The following is a 24,938-nucleotide window of genomic DNA, read 5'->3' as shown; positions in this document are numbered from 1 at the left end:
ATAGCTATTAGCTATTAGCTCGTTTTATAACTAACGTCCTAATTTATAGTTCACTTGCTATAAATATCATTATTTTATTTGGAGGAGATTTGGTTATCTACAGCAGTTGATTGAAAAGAAAATTTATCCAAGCGGCTAACGGCGATCGCTTGCTGTAATAATTGATTCAAATGGTCTAAATCATGAATAGATTTTAGGCGATCGCTGATGGATGGAGGAAGATTGCCAAAACGACCTTTGAGAATTTCGATAATTAAGTTTTGCTGTTTGTCAGAAGATATCTGTAATTGCTCTTCAACTCTGGCTAACTTTTGCTGCTGAGTGTTAATCATCTCGACAATTTGTTGCAAAACCCGCCCTAAAATGCCCAATTCATCAGATCTAGAAGCAAAACTATCAAAATCAGCAGGGGAAAACTTGCTATTTTCGACGGCTGAGATAACTGTTGCGGTTACTGCATATAATTCTTCTAATGACTCGGCACTTTGTTGATGATTTTTTTGCAGCGCATCCATCATCTGATTGTATCGAGTTGCAATATGTCCGTTTTCTGTAAATGATTCTACAGGAACTCGTAAGCTCAAGTCATGGGTTTTTGCTTGCAGATCCATAACCTGAAGTAATTCATAGGTATCCGTTTTTGCCTGATGTTCCGAAACATTTAAGCCTAATTCCTCGGCTTCAGGAGATACACGCAATACAAAAAATGAATTAAGTAGTTTGAGCAAGATCCAAGAAAAACCAAACGCCCAGATACAAACAACAGTAATCCCTAATAACTGTATGCCAAGCTGAGTTATTCGATTTAAGCCTGTAGCAATTAATTCTAATTGACCAAACAAAGCGACACAAAGCGTTCCCCAAATACCTGCCCCTCCGTGAATTGCTACTGCATCAACTGCATCATCGATACCCCAACGCTTTAAACTTCGGGAAACTAGTTGAGCTACGATCGCACCAGTCACTCCGACAATAACAGCTAAAGGTGTAGCTATCACATTGCAACAGGGCGTAATTGCTACTAAACCACCTATTGAACCGTTAATTAACTCTTCAACTTCAATTCTGCGATAGTGCCACTGACTACAGATAGTTGCGGTTAGCATTCCTGCAACACCAGCCAACACCGTATTAAGAATAATTCCAGGAACTTGCTCATTAAGTTCTAACGTACTGCCCCCATTAAATCCAAGCCAGCCAACCCAAAGCAATAATGCCCCCAAGACAGCAAAAGGCAAATTTGCCCCTTGAATTTTGTTGGCTTTTCCTGATGAATCAAACCTACCTTGACGCGAACCAATTAAAATTAATGTTGCCAAGCTGACCATTGCTCCAACGGCATGAACCACAGTACCTCCAGCAAAATCAACAAAGCCTAATTGCTTGAGCCATCCAGCATCATTCCAAACCCAATGACCAAATAAAGGATAAATGATGCCTGAAACTAAAATAGCAATAATTATATAGGCACTAAACTTGAGACGTTCTGCCACTGCACCAGAAATAATCGTCGTAGCCGTACCACAAAACATCGCTTGAAAGATAAAAAAGGCGATCGCCAAAGACCGATCTGTTTGGGCGGAAGGAAAAAAATCGCTAGTTCCAATCCATCCAGCTTGGGAAGTGCCAAACATTATTCCATAGCCAAAGATCCAAAATAAAGCTACGGATATGCCAAAATCGGCAATATTTTTAACCGCTACATTAATACTATTCTTAGCGCGAGTTAAGCCCGACTCCAGGCACATAAACCCCGCTTGCATCAGAAAGACTAAACCCGCACAGAGTAAGATCCAAAGTAGATTGAGCATTTTAGTTCAGTATTCTTTCTCGGCTGAGTTTTTGATGCATAGCGTGATTTAGTTGATAATAACGAGCAAATTTTGGCAGTTCTTCTTGATGACCTAAAACAATTAAAGTATCATCACAATCTAAAATTAAAGATGAACTAGGATGAGTGAGCAACAGCCCATTGCTGCGACGTAAAGCCACGACAATAAATGCTCCTTTCCCTCTAATTTCCAGTTCTCGAATAGTTTTCCCCGTAAGAGGAGAATAGGCTGAAAGGGTTAATTCATCAATTTGAACCTCTATTTGAGCCAATAAATCATTCAAAGAATTTTGTTGATCTTTTTGTTCTAGAAAGCCTGTACTACTTGGGCGGGCAATTAAATTTACCATTCTGACGCCACTGACTGCTGCTGGTGAAATGACATGATCGGCACCAGCTAGCCTTAGTTTTTTCTCGGTACTGGGTAATTCTCCTCTAGCTAAAATCAATAGCTTTGGGTTTAATTCACGGGCGGTTAGAGTGATAAAGACATTAATAGCATCATTGGGCAATACAGTGGCTAAAACCTGAGCCTTTTGGATACCAACCGATTGCAGAATATTTTCATCAGTTGCATCTCCTTCTTGCGCTAGATAACCTAGACTTTCGGCGATCGCAATTCTATCCCCATTATTGTCAATAATCACAAAGTCTTGAGCTGCTTCTACTAAATGTATGGCTATCACTTGAGCAATCCGCCCAAAGCCACAAATAATTACATGATTGTTTAAATGAGAGATGGTATTCTTTTTGCGTTGGGCATCAAAAGCACGGTTAATTTCTCCTTCGGCAATCATCTGTACAAAACCTCCCACAATATATAATGCTGATGAAGTCCCCGCCAGAATAACTACGATCGTGAAAGCCTTTTCTGATGGAGTGTCTATTGGTCTAACTTCTCCATAGCCAACACCAAAAACCGTGATCACTACCATATAAATGGCTTCGATTAACGACCAACCAAAGCAAAGATAACCAACAACTGCAAATATAATCGTGAGAACAAAAAATACTGTTCCGATCGCAATTTTTTTAAACGAACTTTGCATATTGTTGGGTTCTTTTCAATAATCAATCTAGTTATTGCTGATATAAGTTATCTAATCTCAACGTTGAGGGGTATTTTGTGTCTGAAGATACCGATAGATTATTACCGTACTTAATTGTTGCCTCAAAAAGCTGGCGCGAAATAATTCTGGCGTAAGTTCTAAATTGGAATTAATATCTGAGCGTACCAGCGCGACAGTCTCTCAACCACAGCTGAACTCCACGACCAATAATGCCATCGGTAGTTTCACTTGGGGGAGTAGGAGGTTGATTCTCAGCAGAATTACCAAAGCGAGAAAACATGATTACCGTGCGCCAACCACTATCAGTCTGGGTTAAGAATAACCAGTGATAAGTCTGAATATCAACGATTTTGTTATTGATATACTGTCTTTCTAAAACTGTAAAAAAAACTTGTTCTGGATCGCGATCGCCTTTGGTGTCGTATTGAAGTCTGGGCAAATCTAGAGGCTCAAACTCAGCCTGACTAGCGGTAATAATATAGTTTTCAATTCCTGCTGCTTGATTTATCGCTTGAGTTCTTTGAATTACACGATTACTATAGGCGGGTAAATCTTTTAAGAGCAAGGCGGTTAATTCTTTGACATTATCGGGACAAGTAAAGTTCTCTTCGCTTAAATTTTCATTACTAATAATTACTCCTCGATCGCGATCGAAAGAAGTTAGGAACGACTGGATGCTTTGAATTCGGTCATCAGCTATAGATCTAAGGGGAATAACCATCAAGACAGCGGTTGTTAATACGCTTAAATAGCAAACTTTAAAAAAATTAAGCACCACTAATCAATACTTAGGAAACTAAGCGAATAAACTTTTTCTTGCCTACTTGTAGCACTTTTCCCGTTAGTTCATCAGGAGAATCAAAAACCAAATTAACCTCAGTTTGGCGATCGCCATCTAAACGGACTGCACCCCCCTGAATCTGCCTGCGACCCTCGCCACTGCTTTTACACAAGCCACTTGCACTTAAAATGTAAAATAGCTTGGCGGGAAACTCTACCTCTAACAGGCAATATTCGGCAAGATTTCCCCCTGTGGTATTACCCTGAAGCACAATTTGTTCTGCTGTTTGCTTTGCCTGTTTTGCTGCATCTAACCCATGAAACTGGGATGCGATCTCAATAGCTAATAGTTTTTGCGATTGACGGGGGTTTTCGGGTAATTGGCTTAAATCTAGATTGGTTAACAGCTCAAAGTAATCTTTAAGCAAATTATCAGGAGTTTTTTCCAGCTTAGAATACATCGACAAAGCGTCTTCCTGTAGTCCCACGTAATTACCCAAAGATTTAGACATTTTTTGTACTCCGTCCGTACCTAGTAAAATTGGTAACAGCAAACCAAACTGCGGAGTTTTCTTAAAGTGCCGTTGCAAATCTCGTCCCACGGCAATATTAAACTTCTGGTCTGTTCCTCCCAACTCAACATCCGCTTCCACTGCTACCGAATCATAACCCTGCATCAAAGGATATAAAAATTCATGGAGGAAAATCGGTTTTTCTTGACCGTAGCGTTCGGCAAAACCTTCTTTAGCTAACATTTGTCCGACGGTCATCGTAGCCAGCAATTCCTGGATCTGAGCGAGATTTAATTTACTTAGCCATTCAGAGTTATAACGAATTTCTAACCGTCCTGGAGTATCAAAATCTAAAATAGGTCGTAACTGGTCTAAATAGCTTTGAGCGTTGGCTTTTACCTCTTCTGGGGTTAGTTGACGACGGACATCAGACTTGCCTGTCGGATCGCCAATTTGAGCGGTAAAGTCGCCAATAATTACTACTGCCGTGTGTCCTGCATCTTGAAAAGCGCGTAACTTGCGAAAGGGAATACTATGACCCAGGTGAATGTCTGTACCTGTAGGGTCGATACCTAACTTGACTCTTAAAGGGCGATGCCTTTGTGCTATCCGCTGACTTAAATTCTCATCTCGATTATCCGAATCAGACCGATCTGGAAAGATTTCGCTTGTACCTCGATACAGCCAATCTAAACTATTATTGGAATCGGAATCAGACATTACTCAATCACCCATTGAACAAATCACTTTAGTCAGATTACCAAAGTATCAGACTATTTACCCTAAATCGATAAATTGCCTACTGTTCATTACGCCAAAAGTCCCTTACCCTAGCAACATTATTCAATAATTGATAACTGCTCATTTGCAACCGAGCGCTAAAATAAACTATGCCTTCTGGAGTCACACACGATCGCATTACTCTTTGGATTCTCCCCTGGGTGGCGGGAGTTACTTACGGTTTTACTAACAACGGAGACTTGACTTTAATTCTCTCTGGCGGATTTCTATTTAGCGGGATGATGTTTGGTCCAGATTTAGATATTGACTCGATTCAATACAAACGTTGGAGCATTATACGCGGTATTTGGCTGCCATACCGTAAGTTTTTACGACATCGTTCGGTGTTATCTCATGGCCCTATTATTGGTACTTGTCTCCGCATTGCATATTTATTGGTGATGATCGGCTGGGTTAGTATCTTTGTAGTGGGGATCGCTCAGTTGTGTTTCGGTTTTACCTGGAATTGGCAAGATTTTGTCCAGGAACAATTATTGTTACTTAGAAAATATCATCAAGAAACAATAGCTCTTACTGTCGGATTAGAAATTGGTGCAATGAGTCATAGCATCAGTGATTGGATCGCTTCGAGTCGTAAGCTTCGTCTCAAAAATAAATCTAGCAAAAATAGCGTCGTAACTAAACAACTACGCAAAGCCAAAATCTACCAGAAGAAAAAATAAGCAAATGTAGCTGTGGATCAAAACGTTGCCAATTTAGAATTGCCAATGGCAATTGTAGCAACGATGAAGACTAGTAAATCCACTATTATTAATGCGATCGCTTAAGCTGTATTGCCGATGTCAAAATTAAGCTACAGCAGAATTTCCAGGTATTAGAGCAGCTTAAAACCGAAGCGGCGATCGATGTGTCGAAAATTTTTTTGTTGAGGAAGAATATGTTCAGGCTGATGCGATCGAAAAAGCTGATATCAATGCTAGAAATTTGTTATTGAGCAATTTGAGCGACTTTGAACTTTTCCCCAAATGGGTATCAGATAATCTCAAAGCAGTAATTGAATATAAAACTGCGGGGATTGTATCTTTCAAAAATCAACTAAAAACCGAATAATTTACTCAATAAACTATTAGCAAAGCTAAACATAGGCTGCAATAATTAATTCTTAAACTTAGTCAGGATATTAAAGCAGAAATTAAACAAGCTAGGGAAGATTTAGAAAAGTTTTTGATTGAAGAAGCCGCCGAAATACATGCCAGAGTTAAAAATCGCCTGCAAACTGCTTTTTAAATTGAGCTTAATTTACCGTCTCCGACTATTATTAATCAGTAGCAAATGTAGATAGAAAGGCAATTAGTTAAAACCAATTATCTAGATTAGTTTATTAAGCCACCAACTAGATTAATCAAACCAATAATTATTTACCAAAAACGCAGCAAATATGGAAAGAATAAACGAACAATAATTGGGAGTATGTAATCAATAATAGTTATGGTAACTAAATTTGACTGCTTAGAGTCAGGCAATAAATTATAAGATTAAGCATCGATCGCCTTTTTTAAGGCACAATTAAACTTACCGAAAAATATTCCCAGTAGTTCACGATTGAATGAAAAAAATCTTTGTTGTTGATACTAATGTAATACTCCATGACCCAACTGCGATATTGCGGTTTGAAGACAATGAAATAGTACTACCGATCGCCGTAATTGAAGAGCTAGATCGCTTTAAAAAACAGCCAGAAATGACTGGTCGTAACGCTAGAGAAGTCTCCCGTACTCTAGATCAGCTGCGCCAGCAGGGTCATTTAACTACAGGGGTAGAATTGAGTAATGGCGGAACTCTACGAGTAGCATTAGGCGATCGTGATACTCTGAAAAAATTACCTCTCGAATTAAGCGGCGATCTGGCGGACAACTCGATTTTAGCGGTGGGAATGCAGTGCAAACAAAAGTATCAGTGTCCCGTGATTGTAGTTAGTAAAGACACTAATCTACGCATTAAAGCAGATGCTTTAGGACTTAATGCAGAAGACTATGAAACAGATAAAGTAGACGTAGATGAACTTTATACAGGTACGACCGAAGTATTAGTTAGTGCAGAGCAAATTGCCGAGTTTTTTCAAGCTGGTTCAATTACTCTCGAACAAAAATTTTTACCCAATCAAGATATCACCCTCGTAGATAGTAATAATCCGTCCCACACCGCATTGGGCATGGTAGAGGGAGAAAGTAGCAAAATTATTCCCTTAGTGGCGTTACCAAAACTAGGGGTATCACGTATACAATCCCGTAACCGAGAACAAAGGTTCGCTCTTAATTTACTGTTACAAGACTCAATTAAGTTAGTTACCTTGGTGGGTAAAGCAGGGACAGGAAAAACTTTATTAGCGATCGCCGCAGGACTGCAAAAAGTTGCTGATGAAAAACTTTATACTCGTCTTTTGATCTCTCGTCCAGTTGTTCCAATGGGCAAAGATATTGGGTTTCTTCCAGGAGATATTAATGAAAAGCTAACTCCTTGGATGCAGCCTTTATATGACAATTTCGACTTAATCTTTGGCACTCATGATACTAATCAAAAGCCTGGACATTGGCGCAGAGGACACGAAGAATTAATTGAGATGGGACTGCTGCAAATTGAACCCCTAACCTATATTCGAGGTCGTACTATTCCCCAGCAGTTTTTAATTATTGACGAGGCGCAAAATCTTACTCCTCATGAGGTAAAGACAATTATCACTCGTGCTGGGGAAGGAACTAAAGTTGTCTTAACAGGAGATCCCGATCAGATTGATAATCCTTATATCGATGCTGCCAGCAATGGACTTACGTATGTTGTAGAAAGATTTAAGCACGAACCCCTCGCAGGTCATATTACCCTCTCCAAAGGTGAACGTTCTGGATTAGCAGAAAGAGCCACAGCCCTGCTTTAGGAGTGAGAAATTAAAGGTTATTTACGAGTGGAGGACGCGATGCAGGTTACCCCGACATTCCTTCCAGCCGTCCGTGTTGTCTCTGGAGTCAACCTCCAGAGTCGATCAACCCCGTCCTCTACAGGGTTTTTCTGTCCTAATTTAATTAACCTTGTAATTTCTTAGCTAACAATTGATTAGTCAACTTAGGATCGGCACGTCCGCCAGTTTGCTTCATGACTTGTCCGACAAAGAAACCTTTGAGCTTAGTTTTACCGTTGCGGAATTGTTCTAACTCTTGAGGATGGGCAGCGATCACTTCATCAATGATTTTCTCGATTTCTCCTGTATCAGAAATTTGAACCAAACCTTTTTTCTCAACTAGAGCTTTAGCTGAACCGCCTTTAGTTAGTAGTTCGGGTAAAATATCCTTACCGATTTTGCCGCTAATAGTACCTTCGGCAATCAGGCTAACTAATTCAGCTAGAGTTTCGGGTTTCAATTGAGTTTGCCAGATCCCAAGATTATTACTGTTGACATAGGCTGCAATATCTCCCATCACCCAGTTAGCAAGCTGCTTAGTATCTGCTCCAGAGGCGATCGCTGCTTCAAAATATTCTGCCACAGCGCGATCGTCTGTCAATACTCTTGTATCATAAGCCGATAAGCCTAATTCTGACTCATAGCGATGACGTTTAGCTACAGGGAGTTCTGGTAGTTCTGCTTTCCAGGTTTCTAGCTGTTCTGGAGACACTTCAATTGGCGGCAAATCTGGTTCGGGAAAATAACGATAGTCGCTGCTTCCTTCCTTAAGACGCATACTTTTAGTACGTCCACTACCTTCTTGCCAAAGACGGGTTTCTTGATAAATTGGTTCGCCGTTTTTAATCGCCTCAATCTGCCGTTCGATCTCATAGTCGATCGCCTTTTGGATCGCGCTAAAGGAATTCATGTTCTTAATTTCTACCTTAGTGCCAAATTCCTTTTGTCCCACAGGACGCACGGAGATGTTTACATCACAGCGTAAAGACCCTTCGTTCATCTTGCCATCACTAATACCTAAATAAAGCATAATACGGCGAATTTCTTGAGCGTATTCCGCTGCCTCTTTGCCACTACGTAAATCGGGTTCAGAAACAATTTCGACTAAGGGTATACCCGCACGATTAAAGTCTACTAAAGAATAAGTTGAACCATCAAGGCGATCGCTGCCACCGTGAGTCAGTTTCCCCGCATCTTCTTCCATATGTAAGCGAGTAATCCCAATCTTTTTTCTGATCGGTTCGGTGTTGGGTTTTTCCACAATCTCAATTTCAATCCAACCATGTTCGGCAATAGGAAGATCGAATTGAGAGATTTGATAATTTTTAGGTAAGTCGGGATAAAAGTATTGTTTGCGATCGAACTTGCTGTAAGGTGCGATTTGACAGTTGAGAGCTAATCCAGCTTTTACTGCATACTCTAATACTTTTTCGTTTAAGACAGGTAGTACCCCAGGATATCCTAAACAAATTGGCGAAATATTAACATTGGGGTTGTCGCCATCAAATTTAGTCGATTCGCTGCTAAAAATTTTAGTTTCGGTACTTAATTGACAGTGAGTTTCTAAGCCAATTATTGCTTCGTACTCTGTCTTGGTTGGTGCAGCACTGGTCATAGATTTTTTACTCAGTAGAAAACGATTTTTTTATTTTATCGGTTTTGATTCCTCGACAGTCTCAAATTAGCAAAACCTAATTTTATTTAGAGCTTTATCTGGATCATCACAAAATGCCTTCGCGGTTAATCTTATTCGCTAGTAATCAGACTCGCCTACTTTATGTTCTTGATGTGCTGCTTTATTGGCGATCGCTTCTTAATTAAAGTTTTAATCTACAGCATGGGGATCGAGTCAAACAATACTGTTCACCAGGCACAAAATTCACCAACAATTTAGAGCGATCGACTTCAAAAATAATTAATAGTCGTTTTTTTTCTAGATCTAGCTATATTTAAGCAAAATTCGTTCCTCAATAGTAATTAAACCTAATCCTGATTACTTTATTTTAGTAACCAAATGTAAGATAATATTTAAAAAATTATACTTTCTATTTTCAATTTATATTTCTCAATAACTAAATAACTAATTATGATTCGTACCTTAATAGTTGACGATCAAAATTTAGTACGTGAAGGTCTAAGAGTGCTGCTAGAAAAAGCAACTGAAATAAAAATAGTCGGCGATGCTCAAGATGGCGAAAGCGCGCTCCAGAAAATAGAGGCTGTTAAGCCAGATGTGGTACTGTTAGATATAAATCTTCCTGGTATTGACGGATTAATCGTATCGAAAAGAATTAGCCTCAAGTTTCCTGAAATTAAAGTAATTATGCTGAGTAGTTATGAAGATCAAAGCTATGTTAGCAAAGCAACTGAATCGGGAGCTAAAGGTTATCTACTCAAAAACGTGTCTTCTGAAGAACTGGAGTGGTCAATTAAGTTGGTACATAAAGGATACTCAGCATTTAAGTCAGAGTTATTAACAACATTGATTCCCCGAAACCAATCTGAATCTTACTTGAATTCACCAATTAAAGTAACCCCTCTCAAAAACTCTGATGCTTCTCAAAATGCTACTCAAGTCAAACCTATTTCAATTACAGCTAAACCGTCTCAAGAACCTGAAGTAAACTTGGCTGGTATGGAAGCTATTCTTGCCAAAAACCATATTCAACAAAAATATGCAAAATACGCTCCTACTGAGCGACAGCAGCAGGGAAATACGTTATTTCATAATGTCAAAATAAATAGAGTTAAAAAGACTATAATGAGCTTTGAATTTAAGCTTTTAATTTTTAGTATTCTATTTTCTTTAGGATTTTTGGTTTTTGTGGCTTTATCTTAAACGTTTTCTAGAACTATTAAAGATTTTTCGACAACAAATTATTGATAATTATTTTTCTGTTTAATATTCACTATTAGATACATTTTGACTAGCCACCTCGGGCAAAGCAATAGTCTCATTGCCTGGCGGCAGGTCGGAACGAGAAGAAGCTCCGGAACGATTATTAATCTGCTGCATTAAACTAGCCATTTCTAAAGCATTTAAAGCGTAGTTCCAGCCTAAATTGCTCTTGATTCCAGCTCTTTCTAAAGCCTGCTGCATCGTATCAACCGTCAAAACACCAAAAATAACTGGGACACCTGATTGAAAACTAGCTGCTGCAACCCCTTTGGCGGCTTCGGAAGCTACATAATCAAAATGAGGCGTTTGCCCGCGAATTACCGCACCCAGGCAAATTATGGCATCGTAATTACCAGAGAAAGCTAACTGTCGCGCCACCATGGCAATCTCGTAGCTACCAGGAACCCAAACATAATCTATTTGACCACCCTCAGGTTCTATGTTGATACCGTGACGTTTCAAGCAATCTTGACAGCCAGAAATGAGCTTATCTGTCACCAAATCATTAAAACGACCAATAACGATCGCCATCCTTACGTTTGATAAGTCTCCTGCAAATGTTCCCTCAAAAACAGCCATAAAACTAAATTAAAGTAATAAACTAAATAATTCTGTAAAATTGAACGCAACGGCAATTCAAGTAGACGATCGCTACCAAAATAGCGATCGCACTATGGTTCAGTTTGCCAATATTTAGCTGTTTAAATAACAAAAAAGTTAAGCACTGCTACCACTACCACTAAAACAGTCCAAATCCCAGAGCCAACATAAATCAGAGATTTAGATTGATCCCAGTTTTGGGGAGAAGCATAGGCAACTGGCACGCCAATTACCATCACAAAAGAAAATAGAACTAAAGCAGCTAGTGCTAATTGAAATAAAATAGTCATCGGTTGATTCTCCTAAATCAAGATAGCCAAAACAAAATGGCAAATCTTTAAATTAAAGTTTAAATTTGGTGATTTTTTTCCTAATATATTACGCTACCAAAAATTGACTACATCTGAGAAGCTATCTTTTAGACCATGCTAAATAACTTTATTTAAACTATTGTAAATTAAATAGATACCAAAGCCTTGAAAAAGCTATGGTTTCTCCGAGGCATTAGACAAAATTTATTAAAATTTATTAATCATCAATGTTGGATTTTAGAGCTAGCGGCGTATTACTTCATCCCACTTCTCTGCCTAGCCGTTTTGGGATCGGCGATTTGGGTGAGAACGCATATCAATTCGTCGATTTTTTAGCCAACAGCGACCAGCAAATATGGCAAATATTACCAATTGGGCCGACTGGTTATGGCAACTCTCCATACCTATCTTATTCTGCTTTGGCAGGAAATCCTTTGTTAATTAGTCCGACAATTCTTCTTGACCAAGGATTATTGACGGCGGAGGAATTACAGCACCTGCCTGAATTTTCTTTAGACTTTGTTGATTTCGAGCGAGTGATTGGCATCAAAATGCCTCTGTTAAGGCGGGCAAGCGATCGCTTCAAAGTTCAGGCTTCAGCAACAGAAGATGGGGAATTTAAAAGCTTTTGCAATCGTCATAATGATTGGCTGAGTAACTATGCTCTATTTATGTCCCTCAAACAGGCTCATAACGGCAGCGGTTGGAATCAATGGGAGTCAGATATAGCTTCCCGTCAGCCTCAAGCGATGGCAAGGTGGGCAACAGAACTAGCTGATGAGATTTATTTCCATAAATTTGTGCAGTATCAATTTTTTTGTCAGTGGAAAAACCTGAAGCAATACGCTAACCAAAAAGGAATTAAACTTTTCGGCGATATTCCGATCTATGTTGCTCATGATAGTGTCGATGTTTGGGCTCATAGCAAGATTTTTAGTTTAGACCCCGAGACAAGCGCACCAGCTTTAATGGCGGGTGTTCCTCCAGATTACTTTAGCGCTACTGGTCAGCTTTGGGGTAACCCCGTTTATAACTGGGAGGAACTAGAAAGAACGGATTTCAAATGGTGGATCAGAAGAGTTGAAGCTACTTTGGAATATGTAGATATTATTCGCATCGACCACTTTAGAGGTTTTCAGGCTTATTGGGCAGTACCTCAAGGAGAAACCACCGCGATGAACGGTACTTGGCTAGAAGCCCCTGGAGATGAGTTTTTTCAGTTATTAGAACAGCAGCTAGGTAAACTACCTATTGTGGCAGAAGATTTAGGAGTAATTACTCCAGAAGTAGAAGCATTACGAGATAAATTTAAGTTTCCTGGGATGAAAATTCTCCAGTTTGCCTTTGATGCCGATCGCGCAAATGGCTTTTTGCCCTATAATTACTGCGATCGCAACTGCATCGTTTATACAGGTACTCACGATAATAATACTACTGTGGGCTGGTTTTATGAGCGATCGCCCGAAGCCAAATCTCAGGTAATAGACTATTTGGGCTGTTTATGTGAAGACGGCATCCATTGGGCAATGATTCGTTTGGCGCTCAGTTCGGTGGGCAACACGGCAATATTACCATTTCAAGATGTTTTAGGTTTGGGTACAGATGCTAAGATGAATACCCCCTCTCAGCCCACAGGTAACTGGAGTTGGCGTTGTCGCGCCGAAGCGTTTAATGATGAATTGAGTGGCCGCTTAAAATATTTAACCTATCTTTACGGACGCACGCCAGTAAAAAGTGAATAGTTGATAATTAGCGACAAGCAAATGCGGTTCAATTATCTATGCTTTACAATAGTTAAAATCTACAGTTAAATTAAATTTAAGTTGGTGAGCTGGGTGATTTTTAGTAGTATTGTAGAGAAATTTCGGGCGAGCGCTAGCAAACAGGAGTTGAGACTAGCCGAAGCTGTTGCAGCCAATAATCTTACTGCTGTTAAAAAGCTACTCAAGCAAGGAGTAGATCCTAACGTTCGTCTAGTAGATCAAGCTTCTAAACCGTTGCTGTTTCTCGTATTTGAGAAACACTGGTTTACTTTACCTCAGGGGAAAAAGTGCGATCGCTCGAAAACTCTTTATCGCCTGATCGCTAACGAAAAATGCTTGCGTCTCTTGCTCGAATACGGTGCTAATCCTAATGTTAGAGATAGCTTAGGGCGGACTGTTTTAGAGATAGCTATTGTTTGGTGTCTGCCAGATATTGTTAAACTGCTGCTGCTCAACGGTGCCGATCCTAATTTAAGAGACAAAAACAGCCTGACTCCTTTAATGAAAGCGGCTATTTTGGGTATTCAAGATGCTCGTCCGATGCAGGATAAGCTACAAATAATTCTCTATTTGCTAGATAGTGGAGCAGAAATTGATGCTCAAGCAGCAGATGGTAAAACTGCTTTAATGTATGCCGTGGGCAACTCCAGGCTGAATATAGTAGAGTTTTTGGTTAATAGTGGAGCATCATTAACAATTACAGATCATCAGGGAAATAAAGCTAGCGATATAATTAGCCAGAGTATTAGCCAGCAGCAGCAAGTCGAGCTAGGTAAGATTTTGACTCAATCGCCATCAAACTTAATTAAATCTGAGTATCAGCAGTTGATTCGCGAAGGCGAGCAGCTTCTTGCCCCGATTATAGATAACCAAGACAATAGCGACGAAATGTTTTTCAAATTTTCTAGTGAAGATTGAAGTCAGTCTAAATATCCAAAATAAATACTGTAAAGAGTGCTTTCCTTCGTGCAGTCCCTCTGGTAGATTAATCCTAGTCCCAAAATTTAAATTTATCTTTAGATTTGGGTAATTTTGATTAAATTATTTAAAAAGCAGCAAGGAGGATAACAGTGGCTAAGAAGACAGTCGCGAGTTTGACAGAAGCAGACGTTTCTGGAAAAAAAGTTTTAGTCAGAGCCGATTTTAATGTTCCCTTAGATGATAGCGGCAACATCACCGATGATACTCGCATCAAGGCTGCTCTACCAACGATTCAAGATTTAGTTGGCAAGGGCGGTAAAGTAATCTTATGTAGCCACATGGGTCGTCCAAAAGGTGAAGTCAAAGAAGAATTGCGTCTGACTCCTGTTGCCAAGAGACTTTCTGAGTTGTTGGGACAAGAGGTTACTAAGTGCGATGATTGTATTGGGGATGAAGTAGCTGCTACCGTTAACGGGATGAGCAATGGTCAAGTTGTTTTGTTAGAAAATCTCCGTTTCCATAACGAAGAAACTAGCAACGACTCTGAATTTGCTAAACAGTTAGCTTCCAATGCCGATCTATACGTAAATGAAGCCTTTGGTACTGCTCACCGCGCTCATGCTTCTACTGAGGGCGTAACTCATTACCTGAGTCCTAGCGTTGCTGGATATCTGATTGAGAAAGAACTTGATTATCTTCAGGATGCTGTTGACAACCCCAAGCGCCCTCTAGCAGCGATTATCGGTGGTTCAAAAGTATCAAGTAAAATTGGTGTAATTGAAACTTTATTAGACAAGTGCGACAAGCTACTAATTGGTGGCGGGATGATCTTTACTTTCTATAAAGCTCGTGGTTTGAGCGTTGGTAATTCTCTAGTTGAAGAAGATAAGCTTGAGCTAGCTAAATCTTTGGAAGCCAAAGCCAAAGAGCAAGGCGTTGAATTACTGTTGCCTACTGATGTGGTAGTAGCTGATAACTTCGCCCCTGATGCCAATGCTAAGGCTGTTAGCATTAATGACATTCCTGATGGCTGGATGGGTTTAGATATTGGCCCTGATTCAATTAAAGTATTCCAAGATGCACTAGCAGACTGTAATGCGGTAATTTGGAATGGTCCTATGGGCGTATTTGAATTTGATAAATTCGCGGCTGGTACAGAAGCGATCGCTCATACATTAGCAGGTAAATCTGATGCTGTCACAATCATTGGTGGTGGTGATTCGGTTGCTGCGGTAGAAAAAGTAGGTGTTGCTGAAAAAATGAGCCATATTTCTACTGGTGGTGGTGCCAGCTTAGAATTACTAGAAGGTAAAACTTTACCTGGTATTGTTGCATTAGATGATGCTTAAATTAGCTATTAGCTTTAAGCTTTAATTTAGGGGAAAGAAGTAATTTACACCCTAAAAAATTAGTTTTGTTTAGCCTGTTGATTAACTTTGATTTTTCTACAGGCATTTTTGCTGGAGAAAATATTGTCTTGGTAATTTAAGAATTAAGATTTTGAGGGAGAGTTACGCAGAAGATTGTTCCTTGCTCGAGAGTGCTATCTACGGTGATTTGTCCCTGATGATTTTCGACAATGGCTTTGGCGATCGCCAATCCCAAACCCGCCCCTGTAGGGCTATCTATTTGTCGCTGAGGAGAACGAGCTGGATCTGCACGATAGAAGCGATCGAAGATGTGAGGTAAAGCAGATTCAGCTATACCCTTACCGTTGTCTTTTACCTTCACCTGTAAGGCATATTGACGATGAGATTCTCTAATCATAGTTTTGAGCGGAAGTTTAATTAAGGCTAATTCAACTTCTACTGAAGCTTCAGCTGATGCTTTGGATTGATCTGTATGCTCGATCGCATTAGCAATCAGGTTGGTAAACAAACGAGATAAATAGTCCCAGTCTCCTCGAACGGTAAAAATATCCTCTTCTTTCATATCTTCTTCAATTTTTGGCTCAACAATATGTAAAGAAAGAAACAATCCTTTTTGAGTAGCCGCTATCCTCTGTTCTTCAATCACATCAATCAACAAAGCATCTAAAGGTACAGGTTGCCAATCCAACTGCACCATACCACTATCGGAACGAGCAAGAAACAGCAAGTCATTGACCAAGCGTCCCAATTTTTGAGTCAAACGTTCAATAATCTGTAGCTGTCTTTGCTGTAGTTGAGGTTCGGCTTCGGGATAGGCTAACGCCATCTGAACATTAGTTTGAATTGTGGCAATAGGGTTGCGTAACTCATGGGAAGCATCGGCGGTAAACTGTTTTAAACTAGAATAGGAAACCTGCACTGGCTTAATGGCAATTCCCGACAAAAACCAGCCAATACCCCAGACGCAAAACACCATTATGATAATACCAATAATTAAATCTCTGGTTAGTTGATTGATTGGCTTAGTGACTTCAAACCAGGGATGACTTACCCTTAAATAGCCCAAGACGCGATGATCTAGTTCAACTTGCTGCACAATTTGACGCAAAATGCGATCGCCTGTTAGATAAACCGTCTCGCCACTACGATTAGGATGGAGAGGATAGTCTATCGGCTGCTCAAAGGTAGACCACAGTAACTTTTGTTGCGGATTAAACCACTCTAAATCAATGCGATCGTCTTCTAAGCTATTCACCTTTTGACTAAAGCTAGCATCAACATTTACGCCATATGTTCCCTTGGTTTCTGCTAGGGGTTGAATGACCAAAGAGCGGTCTACCACTTCGACAACGTGCTTTAAAGTATCATCGATGCGATCTATTAGGGTGTTGCGTACATAAAAATATACCCCTATGGCAAAAAGCAACAAGAGAACAGCCGTCACTGTGGTATACCACAAAGCTAACCGACGACGAGTTGACTGAAATAGTAAGTTCATTTACAAAATGTTGAATCTTAATTGTTCAATGTTGAATAATAAAATATGTTCAGTGTGGATTGGTTTTTAGCTATTAGCCATTAGCTGCGCAAAGCAAGGCAATGCTGCGTCGTCGTCAAACGACGATCTGCCCTAAAGGATTAGTGCCTGGAGGCACGTCCGCGTACGCGCTGCGCCATTAGCTACAAGAGCAAAGTACAAGTTAATAAAACATTCAATTTTAAATTTTTACAATAATGCAAGATTTTTTTCAAAACGTTTCCCGCTATCCCCGCTATCTAATCAGTTTTAGTCTAGGAATTTTTTGGTTTTTTTTACAGCAGCTCAAGCCTTTTTTGAAGAATCCCGTAACAGCGATCGCTTTAGTTGGTTTCTTTGTCGGCGGTTTCTCGCTACTATACCTAACCCTAGAGGCAATGCTGGGTATTAGCTAATCTTATAAATATAGTTAATATATACTTAATAGCTAATAGCTAATAGCTAATTGCTAATTGCCAATTGCTAATTGCTATTAGCCAAAAACATTATTGCTAGCGGTCTAATATATTGAATCAGCAACTATGATTCCCCTTAATGACGACAATCCAACCCCGAGTACTCCGATTGTAGTTTATGCCCTGATCGCTATCAATGTAGTGGTTTTTCTGCACCAAATGACTTTGGGTTCGGGATTAGATGGTTTCTTTCAGCTTTATGCAGTTATTCCCCAAGAGTTAAGTGCTAGCTTTGATGGAGTATCAACTAACCAGCCTGTACCTGAGATTCTGACTTTAATTACTTCGCAATTTCTCCATGGGGGGTTAATGCACATTGGCGGAAATATGCTGTTTCTCTGGACTTTTGGCGATAATATCGAACACGATCTTGGTCACGTCAAATTTCTGCTATTTTATCTGGTTTGCGGAGTTTTAGCAGGTTTAACTCACTGGTTTTTTGGGATGCAGTCTGGCGTACCCACACTTGGGGCGAGTGGCGCGATCGCAGGAGTGATGGGGGCATATTTGATTAAGTATCCTAAAGCCAAAATTTTAACTTTGCTACCCTTGTTGATTATTTGGACTACGGTACGCATCCCAGCGATCTATTTTCTCGGCTTTTGGTTTGTGCAACAGGCGTTTAGTAGTGTGGCATCTTTAGGAATGCCAGAAGCTAGCGGAGTCGCATATTGGGCGCACGCAGGAGGCTTTATCTTTGGGGCTATTTTAGGGCCAATGTTGGGTTTGATGAGCGATCGCCGATAGAAAACGAAGGGGCAAGGCACTTGCTTGCCCGTACTGTTTAATGATTAGCTGGTTTCATCACCACCACACCATAGGCTTCGGGATTGAAATATTTTTGAGCTGCTGCCTGTAAATCTTCGGCGGATATAGACTGAATATGCTGGGGATAATTAAGGGCTGGGGCTAAATCTTCTAGCTGAGAATAGTAGTAACCATACAGGTTGGCGCGATCGCTTGGTCGTTCATTAGCAAAGACAAATCGATTAGCTACTTGAGTACGAATACGTTCGATGTCCTTGGCTGCAATAGGTTCAGTCTGCATCTTTCTAATCTGTTGCGCGATCGCCTGTTCTACTTCAGGAATATTTTCTGTCGGTAACGCAGCAGAAATATAAAATACGCCTTGGTGGGTTTGAGTCATATTACTGACTCCAATTTGATTAACTAGACCTTTTTCTTCTCGCAATTCTCGAAACAAGCGAGACACCTTACCCTGTCCTAAGATTACCGCCAAAATATCTAAGGCGTAGGTTTGGGCTAAATTTTCCATTCCCGGAACACGCCAAACCATGACCAAACGTGCCTGCTGTAAAGACTCGTCGGTATATTCATGACGGACGATCTTGGTAAACGGCTGTTCTGGAGTTACTGATGGAGTGCTGTTTTTTGGATACTTATCACGGGAACTATGATGCTGTTCAAATCCTTGAGTAACTATCTCGATTAATTCTTCTACAGGAAGATTACCCACTACCGCTGCGGTCATCGACTGCGGTTGATACCAAGCACCATGAAAATCGCGCATTTGTGGCGATCGCAAATTTTCAATTACTGAAGCAGGGCCAAGTACTGGGCGACGATAGGGTAAAGTTTCAAAACAGGTTTCCATTGAACGATAGAAAGTACGACGACGAGGACTGTCTTCGGAACGACGAATTTCTTCTAAGACAACTAATTTTTCCCGTTCAAAAGCTTCATTATCCAAACTTGGGTTCAATACTACGTCTAGCTGTAGGGGTGCTAGTTCCGCAAAATCTTTGGGCGCAGTGGTTATATAATAATGAGTATAGTCTTGGCTAGTTGCAGCATTAGTTACTGCCCCACGTTCTTCGATTAACTGTTCAAATTCGCCAATTTCTAGGTTGGGTGTACCTTTAAACACCATATGTTCCAAAAAGTGTGCCATGCCGTTAATTTCGTCGCTTTCTTTGGCTGAACCTACATTAATCCAAACATTCAGGTTCACTGCTTCGACGGGCATCTGTTCGGCAACAATAGTCAAACCATTATTGAGCTGGCGTATGATTGGAGCGTTGAGTTTTGACTGTCTCGTAATAATTGAAGTCATTAAAATATTTTTAACTATACCAAGTATATAAAAAACTTATAGTTATTCTAATCATTATTTACTTATCGGGGTGTGAGGAATTACGCAGTGTTAACAACAAAAGAATAAGTTCATTAAAAGCGATCGCTCTTGCTATGCTTGTACTGGATGTTGACCGTAATACGGGACGACTTCTGACCAGTGGGAATGTTTTCCCTGTTGCCAATCAGCGTAAGCTAAATCCAAAACCTGGGTCACTGTATCAGCGATTTGCTCGTCGGCGGTGATTAATTGATAAGGAAGCTGTAACTCAGCCAGAGTTTTCTGCCAAACCTCCGTAGTCATCAGCGTATCTGACCTGTATGTCTGGAGTCCCTGACTGTTTATCTGATATATGCCGACAAATAATTGTTCTCCTCGTGCATCCATCTGGACGGCTAAAAGGCGGTGCTTTTGGTTCACTCCGTAATCGCCCTGGTAATTTTGGGCTGCTGCCACGGCGGCTAAGTTGGAAATCCCAAATAAAGGAATGTTTAGCTGTTGAGCAATAGTACGGGCAGTAACTACCCCCACGCGAGTTCCCGTAAAGCCCCCTGGCCCTTTGGCAACAGCGATAAACTCAAGATCCTGCCAGGTTTGCGGGGTCAGAATTTCTGCTAAATATTGATGTAGCTGGGATGCCAAACCTCGCCCCAAGTTCCAAACCTGAGTGCGACTATCACCTGCATAATTGTTAACAGTTATTCCCAGTTGTGGTGTACTAGTATGAAGGGCGATCGCATATTTATGGCTATCTAAAACGGACATAAAAGATCAGTGTTATTAAACGGTTATTCAACGCTTGTAGCTTACAGTCTATAGCTTATCAAAGCCAATCTGGACGGAAACGAACCATCGAAAACAGTATGACTATAGCAAATATTGAACCAGGTCAAGCTCCTATAAATCGGATTACTCCCAGTCAGTGGATTAAGCAAAATCTTTTAAGTTCCTGGTCTAACTACGTTCTAACCGCTCTTAGTCTGTGGCTAGTTTATTGGGCAGTTTCCAACCTAACTATCTGGGCATTTAATCAGGCGCAGTGGCAGGTAATTGAAGCTAATTTTCGGCTGTTTTTTGTCGGTAGATATCCTGTTGATGATCTGTGGCGCGCCTGGGTAACATTAGGAGTCATTGTCGGCTTGGGAGGAATTTCCTGGGGAATCTTCGCTCATCATGCTGCGAAGTTATTTAATCGGCGGATTCTGATAATTCTCAGTCTGGTTGCTGTCACCTGCTTCTTCGTCGCCATACCAGGCGGAATTCAATCCAGCGCCATCTTAATTGGGATGTTGCTGCTGCTAATTATTACTGCCCTAGCTGGTAAGCAAATCGGCAAAAGGTTTCCTGACATTAGTAGCTGGCTACCTTTACTGTGGTTGTTAGCTTTTAGCTTAAATATTTGGCTGCTGTTAAACGGAAATAATGTTAGATTAGACCGCGTTAGTGGCTTGATGCTAACTATTCCTGTCGCTATTACTAGTATTGTGCTTTGTTTCCCCTTTGGCGTATTGCTGGCGTTGGGCAGGCAAAGCGATCTGCCTGTAATTCGTTGGCTTTCTATTGCCTACATTGAATTAATTCGCGGTGTTCCCTTAATTACCATTATTTTTATGGCGCAGGTAATGTTGCCTCTAGTACTGCCTGCGGATGTCCGTCCAGATCGGATTATTAGAGCGATCGCTGGATTTATAATTTATAGTGCTGCATATCTGGCAGAAAATGTCCGAGGTGGCCTACAGTCGATTCCTCGCGGACAATCCGAAGCAGCAAAAGCTTTAGGTTTAAATTCGGTTTATAGTTTGTGGTTTATTATTTTACCCCAGGCACTCAAAACCGTGATACCTAGTATGGTAGGACAGTTTATTGCCTTATTTAAAGATACCTCGTTGCTGGCGATCGTCGGTCTGACGGACTTATTGGGAATGTCGCAATCGATTATTGCTAATCCCAAATATCTCGGACGCTACGGGGAGGTATATCTCTTTGTGGCAGCAATTTATTTTATCTGTTGTTACGCTATGTCCTTAGCCAGTAGAAGATTAGAACAGTAGAAGACGGGGCGGATAAACGTTTCTACTCTACATAACCAACTGCTCATCTTGATTAAAAAACCGTTTGTAGATTCCTTCCGTAATCAAGATCGTAGTTATCAGGTTAACTAGAACGATCGCAAATAAAATCAAAATTTGATAAGAGGCTGCATCGCGGGGATTACTACCGCCTAATACCTGTCCTGTAAACATACCTGGAAGGCTCACTAAACCGATTACCACCATATTATTTAACGTCGGAATTAAACCAGTGCGAATCGCCTCTTGTTGATAACCAGAGATAGCTTGTTTCCCTGTAGCACCCAAACTTAGATGAGTTTCAATTTCTAAACGGTTTTGATTAATCGAATTTAAAAGGCGCTCGCCAGCCAAGGAAGCCCCATTCATGGCATTGCCAAACAACATTCCCGCTAAAGGGATCAAATACTGAGGTTCATACCATCGATCAGGCTGGACGATTAAAAGAATTACATAGCCTAGAGTAAAAGCGCTGCTAGCGACAAGAGACAAAATTACCGTTGGTAGTAGTCCTGGTAACTTCTGATCGATGCGATTACGGGTAACAATTGAGGCAATCATTATCATTATTCCCAAGATACCCAAAACCACCAGCCAATTGTCGATAGCAAAGACAATATCTAGGATGTAGCCAATGGCAATTAGCTGCATTAAAGAACGCGCCGAACTATAAACCAACTGCTTTTCTAAGCCCAATTTACGCCACAGAGATAAGGCGATCGCCATCCCAATCAAGCCCAAGCTTAAAACTAAATCAACCGTATCTAAGGCGATTAAATCATCCACATTATTACCCTAATATTTCTTCAAGAGCGATCTGATTATCGCCCCTACTATGGTGATAATCGCTTGATTGACCAACTACCATCGGCTTGTAAATCATATACTAAGCGATCGTGAAGACGACTAGAACGACCCTGCCAAAATTCTATATGGTTGGGTATTACGCGAAATCCCCCCCAATGTTGAGGCAGAGGCACAGTTGCATCACCACTATATTTTTTTTGCAAATCAGCTAGCTTTTGTTCTAATACTTCGCGATTGGGAATGACTCGGCTTTGATCTGATGCCCACGCACCTAGTTGAGAAGCCTTGGGACGACTATGGAAATACTTAGCTGATTCTTCTGACTGTAACTGCTCGACTTTACCTTCAATACGTACTTGTCGTTCTAGTTTATCCCAAAGAAAGACCAGGGCTGCATAGGGGTTGGCAATTAGCTGTTGTCCCTTCTGACTTTCATAGTTGGTATAGAAGACAAAACCGCGATCGCTTACTCCCTTAAGTAAGACAATTCTGGCAGTGGGTTTACCATCAGAGGTAGCAGTAGCCAAAGTCATCGCGTTTGGTTCAATTAAGTCTGCGTCTAAAGCCTGTTGAAACCAAGTATTAAACTGCTCGATTGGGTTTGGCTCGATATCAGTTTCGGATAATCCTGCTAGGGTGTAGTTTTGTCTTAGATCGGCGATCGATGAATCCACTGTTTTGTGAGCAATAAACCAACAGTTATCAATTTAACAGCATTAGCCCTATAGTCGATGACTCAAATTAATTTCTCAAGAGCGATCGCCAATTTTCTATTTAGCTATTTTGTATAACATAAATAATACAAGCAAAACAAAAACGCGAAATTACACATTGAGAAAGATGCTGAAGAAACAATTAATAATTCATTATTAAATTAAAGCTGTTGTCTTGCTACCAGCGATTATTAAACAAATTTACAAATATGAATAAAATTTCTCAATGGCGAGTTTTTGCGCTCCAGATATGCCTGAGTTGCGTATTAATTAGCTTAATTCAGCTTGGGTTGGGAACTATAGTGAACCAACCAGTATTGGCTCAATCAAATCTCAATCTCAGTTCTGATATTATTTCCCTCAAGGCGCGAATTAGTCGTTTAGAGCAAGAAGTAAATAACTTAAGAAGCTCTAACTTTAATTCCCCCTCGCGCCCTAGCAGAATAAACCAGCCTACTCCTAATCCACCAATTCCAAATGTCACAAATCCACCTGTGGTTAATGGTCAAGCAATTGGAAATAGCGATCCCCTATATGAACGCTTCGCTACTTTGTTAATTGAACTAAAAGAAGACGTCAGAAATATTGACCAGCGGTTGACAAAAATTGAACAACAAAGCACAGCTAATCCTTAGTTCTCGCTACTTAATCTTGGAAAAATAGTTGTAAAAATTATAAATTATGGATTATAAATTATGAATTATGACTATAACTCCTGCACAAGAAGCGATCGCCAATTTAATCAACCTGGCAGAAAGAGGGGAAATCGATCCTTGGGATGTTCCCGTAATTAGTATTATCGATCGTTTCTTAGCCGAACTTGGGCTAATAGGCGAAACTGAAACACCCCAACAAGAGGCAGATCTTCCTCGTTCGGGTCAAGCGTTTCTTTGGGCATCAATGCTAGTGCTATTTAAAGCCGACAGCCTCCATTTATTACCAGAAGACTTAGTAGAAATCGAAGAAGAGGAATTTTTGGAAGCAGAAATTTACCTCGATCAAAGGCGATCGCTTCCAGCTAACTTAGAACAGCACTTGCGTCGTCGTACTTCCGTCCAGCCAGTTGGTAAACGCCGTGTCACCCTACAGGAACTGATCGAGCAGCTAGAACACATTGCAGCCGAAATTGAAGCAGCGGCAAGTGATGGTACTCCCCGTCGTTTACAAAGTTCTCGTAGTGCAGCTATTAAGGCGATCGCCCAACTAGCCCACAATGAAAATCTAACCGAGTTAGCAGCACAGTTAGAGAGTTTTCTCCATCTTAATTTGCCGAATCTATCTCCAGGTCAAGACTATGTTGATTGGGAACAGCTATTAAAAAAATGGCAGATTGAAGAATCAGCAAAAACAGAAGCGACAAAACACTTAAATTCAGATCGAGCAGGAATCTTTTGGGCACTGCTGTTGCTTTCGGCACAATCAAAAGTAGAATTATTTCAAGAAGAATTCTATCAGGATTTAAGCATTCGTCCCTTAAATTCATGTCGCCAAACTTGAGTCTTCGGTAGACA

At 40.5% G+C, this 24,938-nt stretch carries 23 protein-coding genes; 11 read left to right on the top strand and 12 right to left on the bottom strand.

The features are described from left to right. Nucleotides 1–74: 74 nt before the first annotated feature. From V6C71_22765 to tyrS, 4 genes are all read right to left on the bottom strand, one after another. Entirely contained in the window at nt 75–1,811 is a 1,737-nt protein-coding gene (locus V6C71_22765) for an ammonium transporter (protein ID HEY9771282.1), read from the bottom strand. A 1-nt stretch (nt 1,812) separates the two neighbouring features. After that, complete coding sequence (locus V6C71_22760) at nt 1,813–2,880, bottom strand: potassium channel protein (protein HEY9771281.1); 1,068 nt, start codon at nt 2,878–2,880, stop codon at nt 1,813–1,815. A 169-nt stretch (nt 2,881–3,049) separates the two neighbouring features. Then, nucleotides 3,050–3,622 carry a hypothetical protein gene (locus tag V6C71_22755; protein ID HEY9771280.1) on the bottom strand — a complete coding sequence of 191 codons (573 nt, stop codon included), beginning with the start codon at nt 3,620–3,622 and terminating at the stop codon, nt 3,050–3,052. Nucleotides 3,623–3,689: 67 nt separating this feature from the next. Further along, entirely contained in the window at nt 3,690–4,913 is a 1,224-nt protein-coding gene (gene tyrS / locus V6C71_22750) for a tyrosine--tRNA ligase (protein HEY9771279.1), read from the bottom strand. Between the two features lie 170 nt (nt 4,914–5,083). Here tyrS and V6C71_22745 point away from each other — a divergent pair, with 170 nt between their 5' ends. Together V6C71_22745 and V6C71_22740 are read left to right on the top strand one after the other, a co-directional pair. Next, nucleotides 5,084–5,656 carry a metal-binding protein gene (locus V6C71_22745; GenBank protein ID HEY9771278.1) on the top strand — a complete coding sequence of 191 codons (573 nt, stop codon included), beginning with the start codon at nt 5,084–5,086 and terminating at the stop codon, nt 5,654–5,656. Between the two features lie 884 nt (nt 5,657–6,540). After that, nucleotides 6,541–7,866 (top strand): PhoH family protein, encoded by a 1,326-nt coding sequence (locus tag V6C71_22740; protein ID HEY9771277.1) that lies wholly within the window; start codon nt 6,541–6,543, stop codon nt 7,864–7,866. Between the two features lie 145 nt (nt 7,867–8,011). On the opposite strand, the gene gatB is transcribed toward V6C71_22740, so the two are convergent. Next, nucleotides 8,012–9,502 carry an Asp-tRNA(Asn)/Glu-tRNA(Gln) amidotransferase subunit GatB gene (gene gatB / locus V6C71_22735; protein ID HEY9771276.1) on the bottom strand — a complete coding sequence of 497 codons (1,491 nt, stop codon included), beginning with the start codon at nt 9,500–9,502 and terminating at the stop codon, nt 8,012–8,014. Between the two features lie 471 nt (nt 9,503–9,973). Between gatB and V6C71_22730 the strand changes: the two genes are divergently transcribed. Beyond that, nucleotides 9,974–10,726, top strand: coding sequence for a response regulator transcription factor (locus V6C71_22730; protein ID HEY9771275.1), 753 nt, complete (start codon nt 9,974–9,976; stop codon nt 10,724–10,726). Nucleotides 10,727–10,786: 60 nt separating this feature from the next. On the opposite strand, the gene ribH is transcribed toward V6C71_22730, so the two are convergent. Both ribH and psbZ read right to left on the bottom strand, forming a co-directional pair. After that, nucleotides 10,787–11,365, bottom strand: coding sequence for a 6,7-dimethyl-8-ribityllumazine synthase (ribH, locus tag V6C71_22725; GenBank protein HEY9771274.1), 579 nt, complete (start codon nt 11,363–11,365; stop codon nt 10,787–10,789). A gap of 122 nt (nt 11,366–11,487) precedes the next feature. Beyond that, nucleotides 11,488–11,676: a photosystem II reaction center protein PsbZ gene (gene psbZ / locus V6C71_22720; GenBank protein HEY9771273.1), complete on the bottom strand. Its 189-nt coding sequence runs from the start codon at nt 11,674–11,676 to the stop codon at nt 11,488–11,490. 248 nt (nt 11,677–11,924) lie between these two features. Between psbZ and malQ the strand changes: the two genes are divergently transcribed. From malQ to V6C71_22705, 3 genes are all read left to right on the top strand, one after another. After that, nucleotides 11,925–13,439 (top strand): 4-alpha-glucanotransferase, encoded by a 1,515-nt coding sequence (gene malQ, locus V6C71_22715; protein ID HEY9771272.1) that lies wholly within the window; start codon nt 11,925–11,927, stop codon nt 13,437–13,439. Between the two features lie 84 nt (nt 13,440–13,523). Next, complete coding sequence (locus tag V6C71_22710) at nt 13,524–14,378, top strand: ankyrin repeat domain-containing protein (GenBank protein HEY9771271.1); 855 nt, start codon at nt 13,524–13,526, stop codon at nt 14,376–14,378. 152 nt (nt 14,379–14,530) lie between these two features. Continuing rightward, nucleotides 14,531–15,730 (top strand): phosphoglycerate kinase, encoded by a 1,200-nt coding sequence (locus V6C71_22705; protein HEY9771270.1) that lies wholly within the window; start codon nt 14,531–14,533, stop codon nt 15,728–15,730. 136 nt (nt 15,731–15,866) lie between these two features. Here the strand turns inward: V6C71_22705 and V6C71_22700 are convergent, their stop codons facing one another. Next, nucleotides 15,867–17,249, bottom strand: a complete 1,383-nt coding sequence (locus V6C71_22700; GenBank protein ID HEY9771269.1) for a HAMP domain-containing sensor histidine kinase — start codon at nt 17,247–17,249, stop codon at nt 15,867–15,869. A 236-nt stretch (nt 17,250–17,485) separates the two neighbouring features. Here V6C71_22700 and V6C71_22695 point away from each other — a divergent pair, with 236 nt between their 5' ends. Together V6C71_22695 and V6C71_22690 are read left to right on the top strand one after the other, a co-directional pair. Beyond that, complete coding sequence (locus V6C71_22695) at nt 17,486–17,683, top strand: DUF751 family protein (GenBank protein HEY9771268.1); 198 nt, start codon at nt 17,486–17,488, stop codon at nt 17,681–17,683. A gap of 126 nt (nt 17,684–17,809) precedes the next feature. Beyond that, nucleotides 17,810–18,490 (top strand): rhomboid family intramembrane serine protease, encoded by a 681-nt coding sequence (locus tag V6C71_22690; GenBank protein HEY9771267.1) that lies wholly within the window; start codon nt 17,810–17,812, stop codon nt 18,488–18,490. 37 nt (nt 18,491–18,527) lie between these two features. Here V6C71_22690 and V6C71_22685 read toward each other — a convergent pair whose 3' ends face one another. Further along, nucleotides 18,528–19,817, bottom strand: coding sequence for a pitrilysin family protein (locus V6C71_22685; protein ID HEY9771266.1), 1,290 nt, complete (start codon nt 19,815–19,817; stop codon nt 18,528–18,530). A 132-nt stretch (nt 19,818–19,949) separates the two neighbouring features. Next, a complete protein-coding gene (gene tsaB, locus V6C71_22680; protein ID HEY9771265.1) occupies nt 19,950–20,603 on the bottom strand; it encodes a tRNA (adenosine(37)-N6)-threonylcarbamoyltransferase complex dimerization subunit type 1 TsaB in 654 nt (217 codons plus the stop codon). Nucleotides 20,604–20,701: 98 nt separating this feature from the next. Between tsaB and V6C71_22675 the strand changes: the two genes are divergently transcribed. Continuing rightward, on the top strand, nt 20,702–21,889 hold the full coding sequence (locus V6C71_22675) for an amino acid ABC transporter permease (GenBank protein ID HEY9771264.1): 1,188 nt from the start codon (nt 20,702–20,704) through the stop codon (nt 21,887–21,889). 27 nt (nt 21,890–21,916) lie between these two features. Here the strand turns inward: V6C71_22675 and fetB are convergent, their stop codons facing one another. Beyond that, nucleotides 21,917–22,693 (bottom strand): iron export ABC transporter permease subunit FetB, encoded by a 777-nt coding sequence (gene fetB / locus V6C71_22670; protein ID HEY9771263.1) that lies wholly within the window; start codon nt 22,691–22,693, stop codon nt 21,917–21,919. Between the two features lie 47 nt (nt 22,694–22,740). After that, on the bottom strand, nt 22,741–23,388 hold the full coding sequence (gene pdxH / locus V6C71_22665) for a pyridoxamine 5'-phosphate oxidase (GenBank protein ID HEY9771262.1): 648 nt from the start codon (nt 23,386–23,388) through the stop codon (nt 22,741–22,743). A 248-nt stretch (nt 23,389–23,636) separates the two neighbouring features. Here pdxH and V6C71_22660 point away from each other — a divergent pair, with 248 nt between their 5' ends. Both V6C71_22660 and V6C71_22655 read left to right on the top strand, forming a co-directional pair. Beyond that, complete coding sequence (locus V6C71_22660) at nt 23,637–24,062, top strand: hypothetical protein (protein ID HEY9771261.1); 426 nt, start codon at nt 23,637–23,639, stop codon at nt 24,060–24,062. 67 nt (nt 24,063–24,129) lie between these two features. Further along, nucleotides 24,130–24,924: a ScpA family protein gene (locus tag V6C71_22655; protein ID HEY9771260.1), complete on the top strand. Its 795-nt coding sequence runs from the start codon at nt 24,130–24,132 to the stop codon at nt 24,922–24,924. Nucleotides 24,925–24,938 lie beyond the last annotated feature (14 nt).

Source organism: Coleofasciculaceae cyanobacterium (genome assembly GCA_036703275.1).
Lineage (GTDB): Bacteria > Cyanobacteriota > Cyanobacteriia > Cyanobacteriales > Xenococcaceae > Waterburya.
This window is presented reverse-complemented; position numbering and strand designations above follow the sequence as displayed.